Here is a 12,047-nt window from a genome sequence, read left to right as displayed (position 1 = left end):
CCCGGTTCTTGAATCGCGACGAATCACCTGTGGTCCAAGTAATGGATCGCGGGGGCGACCAGCGGTGTAAAACCGTTCCGAAGTATGAATACCGCTCTCCGTATTTCTGAAGACCGTCGCCGGGCCCGTGGTCCGGTGGAGTTCATCCTTATGATGCCATTCGAGTTGTTGCGGCCGTCCAAGTTTGTCGAAGACGATCTCCGATGGTGAGTCATCGGGCGGACTCTGCCGCAATCCATTGAAGGTGGTGCGCTGAAATGTCCGTAAACCAGTGTCTCGGTCATACACGGTCTCGGTAACGTAAACATCCTCGCTGGGTTTGACGTATTTCACACTCAATAGTAGCAAATACAGTGTCAAATTGCAATATTGGTCTCGTTTTCAACCATCGTCGCAATTCCCTGCCGTTCCACGGTCTTCCCCACTTTTTCCCTGATCGCTGGGGAAGCCTTCCGCTCATCCTGCCGCCAATCTCATTCTTGGACGGGCCAAAACCCTGTCTGAGCAACGGGTTGGCCAACTCCCGGAAACACAAAGCTAGCACCGAGAACGGGCCCGTTTTCTCCAACCCTCAGGAGAAAACGATGGGGTACTGGAAAGACGAACTTGAACTCAACCGTGGACGCATTCTCCTGCCTGACGGGCAGTGGGTTCGACCGGTTGGACCGGTTCTTAAGGTTTGGGACGGCGATATCTGGTGCGATCCGAAGGAGGAAATCGCACAGCCGGCCTACGAACAGAGCCTCGCCCGTTTCATGGAGACGGTCGTCGCGGCGCGCTTTTGCGGACGTTCTGGCAGTGCGCGGTTCAATTTCGTGTATCAGAACGTCACTGACCGGGCGAACGGCGACCTCTTCGATTGGACGGAACGGTTTATCGAACGGGATGCGTTGCCACGAAACCCGGAAGATGAAGTATCGATCTGCGACCGGTTCGGCTTCGCTCCGCGACGGACGATGAACCGGCTCAAGGAGCGGATTGAGGCGCCAAGGGAATACTTGCTTCAGGAGCGTGGTCTTTGGCGCATCTGCTATCTGTCGCTGGCGAGGAAGTGCTTCCTTGCTCGCATCGGATATCCGAGCTTCTGCGCGCGGCAGATTTCCTAAGGCGTCTGCATTGACCGTTTAACAGGTCTTGGACCGGGCCGATCGTCGATTGGCCCGGTCGCTTCATTCTCGGCCTGTTGTCCGTCCGGCCACTGCCCACCCGTATCACGATGTTTCCGTACCCCCGAGAGGGGCTTGTTTCCGGATCGAACGCCACGTCATGGTCAGCAAGGCCGAAAAGTTCGCGGCGCAAACCGAAGACATCCTTGCCGACTGCGTGCTTCCGCCTGGGTCCGGGAGAGCGCATCGGAGCTGCGGCTTCGAGCGCGTCGAAATCGAAGATAACGCCCGGATCGAGCCCTCAAACATTCGGTGCCTCCTTCAAAACCAGGGTCTCACCACCCCTCGGAAGGAGACAGAGAAGTGACTACTGACGATAACCCTAAGAAACCCGACCGGCTGAAGAAGCCAGAGCGCGCGCCCTATCTCAGCGTCGTTTTGGTGATCCTGCCGCTAATCTCTGCGATTATGCTCTGGGTCGCTCTCAATAACATCGGTATGGCAGGAGGCGGGTTCACCGGCTTCTTGAAGACGCTGTTGCTGCCGGTCGCCGCGTTCATCGTTGCGTACACCGTGTATAGGCTCGCCATCGAGCGCGGAGCGACGCTTTTTTCGGTCGGATATATTTTGGCTGGCGTTGTCGGAATTTCCTCGATTCTGATCGTCGGTGCGGGTCTTTATCTAGGTACGCTTCCGGGGCTTATAATAAAAGAAGTCGAGGAGCGCCGCCTGCAGGTCTACGCCACCGAAACCGCCCGCTACGCAGATCACAGGATGACGGAGGCCGCGCAGGCGGGGCGTGTCGTCCCGGTTGTCATGGCGATCGCTTCCGATCTCAATACCAAGACGGAATGCGAGAAGGCGACTTCCTGCGTTTCGCTGCGCGGTTCCGGCGGCTATGGCAGCACGACGCGAACGCTGGAAGCGCTTGCGAGCCGTGCGGCGGCGGTTCGGGATGAGGCTTCATCTGGTCTGCAGCAGCGTGAGGCTATTCGCAGCGAGCTCGCGAACCATCTGGCGCGGATGGAAACGGTCCTTGCAGATGAGGAGCGGGACATCTGGGAGCGCCGGACGGCCTTGCGGGAACTCGATGCCGGTCTTGAGCAGGTCCTGAACCGTCTGGACGAAGCCGTCCCGACGGCGATGCTCGCCGCGTATGCCGGCGAGTTGCGGGCCGGCGTGACCATTCCGGATCAGCCTGACGTCACGGGCCGTCTTAACGCGCTGCTGGCGGGTTATGCCGCAAACCTCGAAGCGGTTTTGGGTCAGGCTGAAAGTGAGAGGATCGAGCGGCCTGTCTTCCCGCCGCGTACGGGAGCGATCCAGACGTTGTCATACATCGGGGAGTTCGCCCCAGTGGCTCTCCTCGTGCTGGCAGTGGAGCTCGTATTTCCCCTGGTCCTGTGGGTTTACACGGTCCTCTCGCTCCTGTGGGCGCGGTATCAGGCCAACCCGGAGGGTGACAGCCCGCCTCCACGCGAGAGCGACTTCGACGATCTGACCACGCTTCGCCCTATCGACGTTCCGAAGCGTTCTCGCGCGCGGAAGGTTGTCGAATACGACGACGATCCGGACGTCGACGACGCGCCGCCGGTTCGCCGGGGCCGCGCCCGCTGACGCGAACTTCCACGATGCTTTTTGATCGGGGGGCCTTTTGGCCCCCCGATCTTTCGATTTCAGGGTGACCGAATGGCGTATTGCCAATTCCGCCCGAACCCCGCCGATGGGTGCTGACGAAACCTCCTACCGATGACTGGCCGGGCATTGCGCGCGGCTTTTTGCAGTCATCAGGAAAGGCATTCGTCATGCCCATCGATTTCTCCTCACTTCCGATTTCAGGGGGCGTGCTCGTCGCTGGCGCGGTCTGGGCGGGGGCTTCGGCCTTCGTGCTCGGTCCGCTGGTCGCCGAACGCAGCGCCGAACGGATCGGCTGGTATTCGGACTGCGAACAGCGGATCGCCGCCGACATTCAGACCCGCGAGCCGGTGCCGGAGTCCGAGTTCACCTTCCAGTGCGGTGATCTGCTCGGCGTCCTGCCGGGCGAACAGCGGCGGGTGCTGGACCTCTTCGGCATGGGCCGGGCCTGCGAGGCATTCGATTACGCCGAAATCCAGAAGCGCCGCCTGGCCGAGCTGAAGCGTCAGCGCATCGAACGCGCGGCGGCCGAGTCCGGATCGCGCTGCGCCTGCGCCGTTTCGCACATGACCATGACCAAGCGCTGGAACTTCGCCATCGCGGCCGGAACCGCTCGCACCGTCATCCCGGCATCCGTCGCCAATCTCCGCGCCTCGCTGCTCGAATCCCTCGCCAGCCCCGCCTGCGCGGGCGTCGCGAAACTGGAGGACTGATCCATGATCTTCGGCACTGTCACCATCGACGGCCACGCCGTTCACACGCAAAAAGACACTTACCGGATCGCCGACCTCAGCGTCTTCTCGGTCCGCCGTCCGTTTCTTGCCGTCGGCGCCACGGTCGCGGCCGGTACGGCCGCCTTCGGCTTTGTTCATGCCGATCTGCTCTATCTGTCCGAATGCCTGGCGATTGGCAGCGTTTCCGTCGTTTCGCTCATCGGCGGTCTCATGATCGGACAGTTGCAGTTCCTGAGCCGAGATTTGCGCGGCTCGGAACTCGCCGGCGCGATCTATGGCACCTACGGCCATCTCAACCGCGTGCGCAAAGAGGTGTTCTCCGTCCAGCGCAGCCTGCAGACGGGAGGCCGGCCATGATCCCCGGCGGTCCGAACCTGCGCGCCATCCTGCGTATCAATATCCAGATCGCTTTCGGCCTCGCCTTTGCGGGCGTGGCGTGGCTCTCCTGGGCGAATATGTCGGTTGTCTGGTGGCAACTCGGCCTGATCGCAGGTCTCACCGCCGCTGCGGCGGTGGGGCTGCTCACGACGGCGCTTGGTGAGATCAAGGGCTTTGTGATGCGTGATCTGCGCGTCAACGCCTATCGCCGCCAGGGCGCGACACCGAAATCCGATGGCCTCGTTACCTCCGACGCGCTGCGCAATGAGGGGGTCATCAAATGAGCTGGCCCTTCCGCAAATCCAAACCCGGCCCTGTTCCGGCGACTGCCAAAGCCGTCATTGATCCGCAAGGCCGGCGGCTCCTCGGGACGACGTTCGCAGGCGAGCCGATCTGGGCACCCAAGGGACATTCACTGCTTCTGAGTGCGAACGGCGGCGGCAAGACCACGTGTGGCGCGATGGTCTGGTTCTATTCTTTACTTTCTTCGAGAAAGCGCCCGGCAATCCTCGTCTTCGATAGCAAGAATGGAGAAGTGGCCGCCCAGGCTGCCCCCATGATCGCCGAGATGGGCATTCCGGTCGCAATCATCGACGATATGGGCGTGCTCGGGGCTGATAACCCTTACCGGGTTTCGCTCAACCCATTCGGCGGTGTCATCTCATCCTACGAGAATAATCCAGGAGACCTCGTCTTCGCGACCGAAAATGCCAACCAAGCTCTTATTCCCGATCCACCAAACGATGCCCGTAACCAGTATTTTCGAGATCAACCTAAGACAATTAATGAGTTTTGTACTCTGGCTCTGCTGAAGCGCAGTACTCGGCTTGCCACGCCGGGCGGCATCTGGGGTCTAATCTCGAACCCGGAGATGCTCCTCAAGGTGGCGGCGGTCGAAGCCGAAGAGGGCGAGGACATGCTGCAGGCGCTCGCCCTGGATGTACTCGGCATGGCCGATCATGAGCATTGGGAGCAACATCGTTCGGCCGCGTTGAAGGCGCTTCGGGTGTTCGCTGCCGGATCACGGCTGCATCGCGCCGGTCTCGATACGGGCACCACTCATGCCGATCTCATCCGCCAGCCGGCCGTTATCTTTCTCGTCGGCCCGCAAGCCTTCATGAATCGTCTCGGCAACTACTACGCGCTGCACATTCTGAGTTTCTGCGAGGCGTTGTACGGCGGTGCCGGCCCGCTGACCATGATTGCGGACGAGTTCACGAACGCGCCGCTCAAGCCGCTGGTCGAGTCTCTCACAACGCTGCGGGCCTTCGGGGCGGAATTCCATGGCATCGCCCAGAGCCGATCCGAGATCGAACGGCGGTTCGGGCGTCTGGAAACCCAGACCATCGAAGAGAACGCCATTATCAAACAATGGTTTGGTTTCTCGTCCTTCGACGAAGCCGCGCGCGTATCCAAGGCGATGGGCGAGGAAATCGTCGTCTCGTCGAACTTGAGCGCCGGTCATGAAGATGTGCGCCTGCAAAGTACCTTCCAGACCAGCAAGGCACCGGTGATGACGGGCGCCGAACTCATGGCCATGCCGCGCGGCCATTTTCTCTATCATGCCAAGGGGCTTGGCTTCGGGACGGGCCTGATGACGGGCATGCAGAATATCGATCCGTTCTGCCACATGATCCGCCCCAATGATCTGGAAGGCGGCCGCCTGACGCCCGATCCGAAGTTCACCTTTCGGATGCCGGGCCGGGAGGACGCGCAATAATCGTCCTTCGCTATCTCTCGCTCATCCTGTGGGTCGCCGCGCCAGCGGCGGCCCTCAGCATCTATGCCGGCTGGGGCCTGCCGCACGTCATCTTCCAATACAGCTACCGGGACAACGGCCATCCGCACGATCTGAGCGTGGCAAGGCACTATCTGACCTGCACCTTCGTCGGTCCCTATGGCGCCATCACCGTCCCGGCCGAGAGCGCCAAATGCGGATGGGTTCGCTTCCTCAAAAACGGAGCGGGTCAGTGAGGCGCGCCGGGCGGATGCCAGATACGGCGCTCCAGCCCGAGTTTGCGGGTCAGCTCGACGCGGGCGAGCGTTTTCAGCCCACGCAGTACCAGCGCCTCGGGTACGTCTCCCCGCGCGATCTGCGCATCGCATGATGCGCGGTCCTGCAAGGTGAGCCGATAGGGCCGTGTCTCCTCCCAAAAGGCGGCATAGCCCATCGGCTGAAGCCATTCGATGACGTCCTCGACATGTTCAAAATCCGGCATGTCCCAAGCGTACCAAACTGCCGGATTCCAACGCAAATTTGATGACGAGAAGGAGAGCTTCCTTGAGCTCCGATCTGAGAAGCGAACTCGGCAAGACCTTCGATCTGGCGATCCGCCGCCACGAAGCAAAAGTCCTCAAGACATCCCACGACTGGAAGACGCTTCAGGACATCGAAGAGCGCCACAATCGCGCCCGCGAGGCGGCGGACCAAGGGTATCGTCAGGAGTACGGCACGCGCGTCGAACAGGCGCGGCTCGATATCCTTGCCGAGAAGACCAGCCGCACGTTCGATATCCGCCCGCCCTTCGGCACGGACAATTTTAGGAAGGACGCGATCGACCGGGAAGCACATCGGCGCGTCCAGGCCGATCACGACGCCACCATCGCCGGGATCAATGAAAGGGAAGTTCGTGCGATCGAAACCCTGCTGAGCGAAGCCACCGAACGGCGCGCGCTCGACGGCGCGGCCAGGAAAGAGTTCGGGCGCGCCACAGATCGTCGGTCGGGCCGCGATCGCCGCATCAATCCATCCTTCGATTAACGCTGACACCGGAAAGGATCAGGACCATGGCACAGGATGACGACGCCCGCATCGCCGCCGCGCGGGAAAGCTTCACCGGGCGGAACCTCACCGGCAGCCAGTTCGACGAGGCGCAGATGATCTGCGGGATCGTCAAGCGCCGGATCGAGAAGACCGGTTCCTTCCGCGAGGCGCTGACCGATTACGCGCACGCCTTCGCCCGCTCGGAGCGTTTCGACGCCGTGCAGGCCGAGACGGTTATCCGCGACATGTTCAAGGCGCTGAACGGCCAGACTATGAACGCCATGCGCGAAGGTCTCAAAGAGCGCGACGCCGAAATCGAACGCACGCCGAGTGAAGACATCCACCTCATGGCCCGCTCGATCCCGGATCGCATCAAGGACGGGCTGACGATGCCGTTCTACCGGGCCTATGACGAGGCAGGGCTGGAGCTTTCGCAAAAGCTCGGCATCACTGAACAGACTGCCAAGGCGCTCATGAAGGAGACCTTCCAGGAGGCCGAAGGCATGGATCTCTACGAGTACTGCAAACGCGTCGAAGAAGCTTATCACCGGCCGGTGCGTGAAGCCGAGCGTGGCGCCCGAAAAGCGGAAGCATTCGAGAAACATCACATTACGCCGACGCTGTGAGAGCGCCAGCCTACGATGTATTCCGATCTTATAGGAAAGTAATCCTTGACTTTGCGAAATAATTGCGTCTACAGTGTTCCTGTTATGTTCTTATGAACGCAGGAGGCTAGAGACACGAGAAAGAGAAGGAGCGCCGCCGATGAACCACCCACCCAAACAGCCAGAGACGGCAACGATCCAGCCAAGCCTGCCGCTAGAGCTGTTGGCAGCACAGGCGGCCCCGCCTCATGCACAGCCTTCCCTCACGATCGACTGGCAGCTCTACGCTGCCTATCTCGACGAGTCGGATGCGTCGGACGAGGAGAAGCAGGCCCTGATCGAGAGCCTGTTCTCGATCATCCTCGGCTTCGTCGATCTCGGCTTTCGCCTCAATCCGCTGCAGCATGGCGCGGATGGTGATGGCGACGCTCTCCCGCAGATCATCGCCGAGGTGGTGCGCGAATCTGATAGGCTGGACGCCGGAGGTGCGCATGACTAAGGATCAGAGATTACAATCGGTTATTTATTGCCGGGTGTCCTCGAAAGGGCAGAAGGACGAAGGCCACGGCCTCGAAAGCCAGGAGACGCGTTGCCGCCAATATGCCGCGCTCAAGGGCTACGACGTGGTTGCCGTCTTCCCCGACACGATCAGTGGTGGCGGCGACTTCATGAAGCGCCCCGGCATGAAGGCGCTTCTGGCCTTCCTCGATGCCCAGCCTAATGAGCGCTTCGTTGTCATCTTCGACGATCTCAAGCGCTTCGCCCGTGATACGCGCTTCCACTTTGATCTGCGCGATGCGTTTCGCCAGCGCAAGGCGACGATCGAATGCCTCAACTTCAAGATCGACGACACGCCGGAAGGCGAGTTCATCGAGACGATCCTTGCTGCGCAAGGCGCGCTGGAGCGCAAACAGAACGGCCGGCAGGTGGCGCAAAAGATGCGCGCCCGGATGGAGAACGGCTTTTGGGTCCACATGGCGCCGGTCGGATACGCCTACCGGACCATCAAAGGGCAAGGAAAAGTGCTCGTCCCGCACGAGCCGCTTGCCGGCATCGTGCGCGAGGCCTTTGAGGGCTATGCCGCCGGCCGCTTCCAGTCGCAGGGCGAGGTGAAGCGCTTCTTCGAAAGCTTCCCGGACTTCCCCCGGAGTAAGGCGGGCCATATCACGTTCCAGCGCGTCGGCGAGATTCTCGGGCAGTCGCTCTACACCGGCTACATCTGTAGCGAGACCTATGGCCTCAACTGGCTCAAAGGCCAACACGAGCCGCTGATCTCGATCGAGACCTTCGACAAGGTGCAGGAGCGCCGGACAGGCATCTCGAAGCTGCCGATCCGCAAAGATATCGGCGATGACTTCGTTCTGCGGGGCTTCGTTGTTTGCGGCGACTGCGGCGTGCCGTTCCGCAGTTCGTGGTCGAAGGGCAGGACCAGACACTATCCCTATTATCTCTGCCAGACGAAGGGATGCTCCAGCTACGGCAAATCGGTTGCGCGCGACAAACTCGAAGGCGAGGTCGGACAGATTGTCCGGACCCTTCAGCCGAGCGAGAAGATGTTTGAGCTCGCGACTCGAATGTTCCGCGACACCTGGGCGCAGCGCGCGGCGATGGCCGTTGACATGGTGAAGTCCGGCAAGGAGCAACTACGCGGCATCGAAAAGCGGATCGAAGGGCTTCTCGGCCGCGTCGTCGATGCAACCAACCCTACGGTCATCAGAACCTATGAAGACAAGATCAGCGAGCTGGAACGCGATAAGCTCAGACTGCGCGAACAGGTGGCGAGTTTTGTGCCGGAGGACGGCAGACTGGAAAATTTGCTAGAACTCTCCCTCAGGTTCCTGTCAAACCCTTGGAAACTCTGGGAAAGCGGCAATATCACACTGCAGCGAACGGTCCTCAGACTGGCCTTTGCAGACCGCCTCGAATACGACCGAAATACGGGGCCTAGAACCCCCAAAACCACCTTGCCATTCAAGGTGTTAGAGGGGTTTTGCACTCCGCTTTTGGGAAATGGTGCGGACGACGGGACTTGAACCCGTACTCTCTGTCGAGAAGCAGATTTTCGTACCACTTCGGCTTTCGCCGCCGCCTTGTCGGCGTTCGTGGTCTGGACTGTCCCTTCGCCATGGCCCGAAGGCGTTAGGCGCCGCCCGTCCAGTCTCTACACCTTCCCTCGAACGCGAAAATTCGGATCGAGGGCTTGGCTCGGGATTGGCCTGGGGCATTTCCGCCCGTTAGCGTTCCCCGACTTTGAGCGGTTCTACGCCGCGGATTTCCCCGCGGGCACTCCAAATCGTCAAAAGTCTGCTGCGTCTACCGATTTCGCCACGTCCGCCCGTTCGTCTCCTCGATCGCGCCCCCGCGGTCGTTTCGGGTCCCGCTTTCGCGACGGCGCGCTCCTGCCTTAACGCTTTCTCACGCTCCAAGGCAATCGCCCGCCCGCCCACGCGTCGAAGGCTCGAAGACGGCGCATCATGCGACGCCGCAGGTGGCGCGCCAAGCTCCTTGACCTCGGATCGGGATCCGTCGCTGGTTGTAGCCCCGGCACTCAAGTTTTGTTGAGAGCGTGCAACATCGCGAAGAAAAGCGCTTAGCAAGAGCCAAAAAATCGGCTATGGTCTCCCCATGCCTTGGAAGTGCCGGATTCGATGATTTCCGACAGGAGGGATCGCCGTGGCATCGCAGCAAGAAAGCGAAAACCGGCAGGCGACAGGGACCGGACTGTCCTGGGTCGATGCGCCGGAACTCTTTGAAGACGAAGCATTTCTGCAGCGGCTGCGCGCCAATAACGACGCCCTAGACTGCTTGCGCCAGGCTCTCGATGACGAAGGCCATGGTTTTGCCCGATTCCTGCCTCGCGATGCAGCGGAGACAGGCGCCGAAGTCTTCGTCGAAACCGATCTCTGACTCAGCGTGACATCGAGGCGGTCGATCTCCGGCGGCCTTTTCTCCAGCCGCCGGCACCATGCAGGCATGGGCGCTGATGCGCTCGCCTCTCGTGCGCGCCGCAAGCAAGCGACATGTCGGCGAGGCTCTGGCATCTGCCCACTTTTCCAGTCGGGTGCCCGGTCGAACGTTTGAGCGGCATGCGCCGCCGCGACCGGCGTGAGATGCTGAGATCACGCCACAAACGCCATCGCCCGACCCTCAGCCAAGCCGGCGCGCGACGAGGAGATGGCCGGGCGCCGGTTGCCCCTCCTGCATGCGCACGGTGATCGGCTCGAAGGCGAGGATCGTGAATCCTGCCGCTTCGAGAGCCGCCCGCACATAGGCCTCGCCGTGATGGAAGCGATGATCACGGCCGACGGCAAAGCCGCTTTCGGCCCCAGCCCCATCGCTCGCCGCATCGACAAGGGCCTCGGTGGAGGCGACGAACAGCCCCCGCGACGAAAGCCGCGCGGCGACGCGGGCGAACAGCGGCGAGAGATCGCCGAGATAGGGCAGGACGTCGGCGGCTGCGATCAGGTCGAAGGGCTCGGACTCCTCGAATTCCTCGAGAAACGCCAGCGCCTCGCCGATATAGAGATGATCGTAGGCGCCGCCGTCGAAGGCGATCTCGACCATGTTCTCCGACAGATCGACGCCGAGCATTTCGTCGACCCGGCCGTCGAGTGCGGCCCCGACGAGCCCGGTGCCGCAGCCGAGATCGAGCGCCCGGTCGAAATGCTCGAAACCGAGCCGCGACAGGGCGTCTGCGATAAGGCCCGGCACGCCGTAGCCGAGCTGGCGCACCAGAATGTCCTCGAACGTATCGGCCTGCTGGTCGAACAGCGTCGTCACATAGGCCTCGCCGGCCGAGGCCGGTGCCTCGCCGGCCCCGAGCGCGGCCAGCCGCAGCCGAGCCCCGACATGGTCGTCGGGATCGATCTCCAGGCAGGCGCGATAGCCCTTCGCGGCCGCATCGGTCCGGCCCGCCTTCTCGGCGGCCAGCGCCTTGCGATAGGAGGCGTCGAGCGCCTCCTCGTCGAATCCGGTCGTGGTCATGTCCAATCCTCTTGGCGACGGGCCAGGGCGCAGACGCGCCCGCTGGTCGCAGACATTGCGGTCCCGAAAGTGATTTGCAATGCCGCTCGGCATCCATACCCGTTCGCCCGGGCGGCACGCGAGCCTCTGGCGAGCATGAAGAGACCGGCGGACCGCATCACTCTCTTGGCGGTATCATTTCGCCGGGCCGCGCCCCCGACGAGGTCGCCGCCATCTCGATGAGCGCCAGGCCCGCCGCCTCGATCCTCTCCATGGGCAGGCTCAAAAACACATCGGGCAGGGGCGGATGGGCGAGAAGCGCCTCGATGCCCTCGTCGCTCGACGGCAGGTGGAAGAAGCCGAACCGCTCGACCCCGATCGCATCCGCCGCGAGCGCCAGCCGGTAGAGCGTGTCGTTGCACAGATAGCTGCCGGCATTCGTCGACCATTCGAAATCGACGCCGGCCTCGCGCAGCGCCCGCGCGACATGCGCCCAGTCGAGCCGGCAGGGCAGCCGCTCCGGCCCGTCGCCGACCGACGGTCCGGCGGGAAATCCGCCGAACGCGTCAGCGCGGCCGAGCTCGCGGCGATTGCGGGCGACGAGTTCCACCCGAAAGCGTTCGGCCCGCAGATGCGCCCCGAACATCAGGACCGTCCGCGCGCCCCGCCGCCTGATCTCGGCCTCCAGCCGAGGCCAGCTCGCCTCCCAGGAAACGTCGAGGACCAGCGTCGCCACCTCGGACGGCACACGGCGAGCGAGGCTTTCGACGAGATCCTGGGACGGGTTCCGGCTCACCCCCGGGAAGGCCGCGAAGCCGACGACGAGAATAGACATGGTCGAACGTATTCCACACGTTGTTGG

14 protein-coding genes and 1 tRNA gene are annotated in these 12,047 nt (G+C 62.1%); 11 read left to right on the top strand and 4 right to left on the bottom strand.

The annotated features are described in order from the left end of the window. Positions 1-584 precede the first annotated feature (584 nt). The 6 genes from GTK09_RS18845 (at position 585) to GTK09_RS18820 (ending at position 5,573) form a co-directional block, all read left to right on the top strand. Positions 585-1,106, top strand: coding sequence for a hypothetical protein (locus GTK09_RS18845; protein WP_163464983.1), 522 nt, complete (start codon positions 585-587; stop codon positions 1,104-1,106). Between the two features lie 363 nt (positions 1,107-1,469). Then, the gene (locus GTK09_RS18840; RefSeq protein WP_163464982.1) at positions 1,470-2,723 is read left to right on the top strand and encodes a hypothetical protein; all 1,254 of its coding nucleotides are present in this window, start codon (positions 1,470-1,472) and stop codon (positions 2,721-2,723) included. A gap of 188 nt (positions 2,724-2,911) precedes the next feature. Beyond that, positions 2,912-3,454, top strand: a complete 543-nt coding sequence (locus tag GTK09_RS18835; RefSeq protein ID WP_163464981.1) for a hypothetical protein — start codon at positions 2,912-2,914, stop codon at positions 3,452-3,454. Between the two features lie 3 nt (positions 3,455-3,457). Continuing rightward, a complete protein-coding gene (locus GTK09_RS18830; protein WP_163464980.1) occupies positions 3,458-3,832 on the top strand; it encodes a hypothetical protein in 375 nt (124 codons plus the stop codon). After that, positions 3,829-4,137 carry a hypothetical protein gene (locus GTK09_RS18825; RefSeq protein ID WP_163464979.1) on the top strand — a complete coding sequence of 103 codons (309 nt, stop codon included), beginning with the start codon at positions 3,829-3,831 and terminating at the stop codon, positions 4,135-4,137. The genes GTK09_RS18830 and GTK09_RS18825 overlap by 4 nt, the downstream gene beginning before the upstream one ends. After that, entirely contained in the window at positions 4,134-5,573 is a 1,440-nt protein-coding gene (locus GTK09_RS18820; RefSeq protein WP_163464978.1) for a type IV secretory system conjugative DNA transfer family protein, read from the top strand. Before GTK09_RS18825 ends, GTK09_RS18820 begins: the two co-directional genes overlap by 4 nt. 247 nt (positions 5,574-5,820) lie before the next feature. Here GTK09_RS18820 and GTK09_RS18815 read toward each other — a convergent pair whose 3' ends face one another. Continuing rightward, the gene (locus GTK09_RS18815; protein WP_163464977.1) at positions 5,821-6,072 is read right to left on the bottom strand and encodes a hypothetical protein; all 252 of its coding nucleotides are present in this window, start codon (positions 6,070-6,072) and stop codon (positions 5,821-5,823) included. A gap of 62 nt (positions 6,073-6,134) precedes the next feature. On the opposite strand from GTK09_RS18815, the gene GTK09_RS18810 reads away from it, so the two are divergent. From GTK09_RS18810 to GTK09_RS18795, 4 genes are all read left to right on the top strand, one after another. Next, positions 6,135-6,614: a hypothetical protein gene (locus GTK09_RS18810; protein ID WP_163464976.1), complete on the top strand. Its 480-nt coding sequence runs from the start codon at positions 6,135-6,137 to the stop codon at positions 6,612-6,614. Between the two features lie 26 nt (positions 6,615-6,640). Next, positions 6,641-7,243 (top strand): hypothetical protein, encoded by a 603-nt coding sequence (locus tag GTK09_RS18805; protein ID WP_163464975.1) that lies wholly within the window; start codon positions 6,641-6,643, stop codon positions 7,241-7,243. Positions 7,244-7,382: 139 nt separating this feature from the next. Then, complete coding sequence (locus GTK09_RS18800; protein WP_163464974.1) at positions 7,383-7,721, top strand: hypothetical protein; 339 nt, start codon at positions 7,383-7,385, stop codon at positions 7,719-7,721. Further along, positions 7,714-9,255 carry a recombinase family protein gene (locus GTK09_RS18795; protein WP_163464973.1) on the top strand — a complete coding sequence of 514 codons (1,542 nt, stop codon included), beginning with the start codon at positions 7,714-7,716 and terminating at the stop codon, positions 9,253-9,255. The genes GTK09_RS18800 and GTK09_RS18795 overlap by 8 nt, the downstream gene beginning before the upstream one ends. Here the strand turns inward: GTK09_RS18795 and GTK09_RS18790 are convergent. After that, positions 9,234-9,305, bottom strand: a tRNA-Leu gene (locus GTK09_RS18790). The two genes, GTK09_RS18795 and GTK09_RS18790, sit on opposite strands and share 22 nt — an antisense overlap. Before the next feature lie 590 nt (positions 9,306-9,895). Between GTK09_RS18790 and GTK09_RS18785 the strand changes: the two genes are divergently transcribed. Continuing rightward, a complete protein-coding gene (locus GTK09_RS18785) occupies positions 9,896-10,129 on the top strand; it encodes a hypothetical protein (RefSeq protein ID WP_163464972.1) in 234 nt (77 codons plus the stop codon). 240 nt (positions 10,130-10,369) lie between these two features. On the opposite strand, the gene GTK09_RS18780 is transcribed toward GTK09_RS18785, so the two are convergent. After that, positions 10,370-11,206 (bottom strand): class I SAM-dependent DNA methyltransferase, encoded by an 837-nt coding sequence (locus GTK09_RS18780; protein ID WP_163464971.1) that lies wholly within the window; start codon positions 11,204-11,206, stop codon positions 10,370-10,372. Between the two features lie 157 nt (positions 11,207-11,363). Continuing rightward, entirely contained in the window at positions 11,364-12,020 is a 657-nt protein-coding gene (locus GTK09_RS18775) for a pyroglutamyl-peptidase I (RefSeq protein ID WP_163464970.1), read from the bottom strand. Between the last annotated feature and the right edge of the window lie 27 nt (positions 12,021-12,047).

It is taken from the genome of Jiella pacifica, assembly GCF_010500815.1.
GTDB lineage: Bacteria > Pseudomonadota > Alphaproteobacteria > Rhizobiales > Rhizobiaceae > Jiella > Jiella pacifica.
The sequence above is the reverse complement of the archived record's forward strand: the minus strand, read 5'-3'. Positions and strand labels throughout refer to the sequence as shown.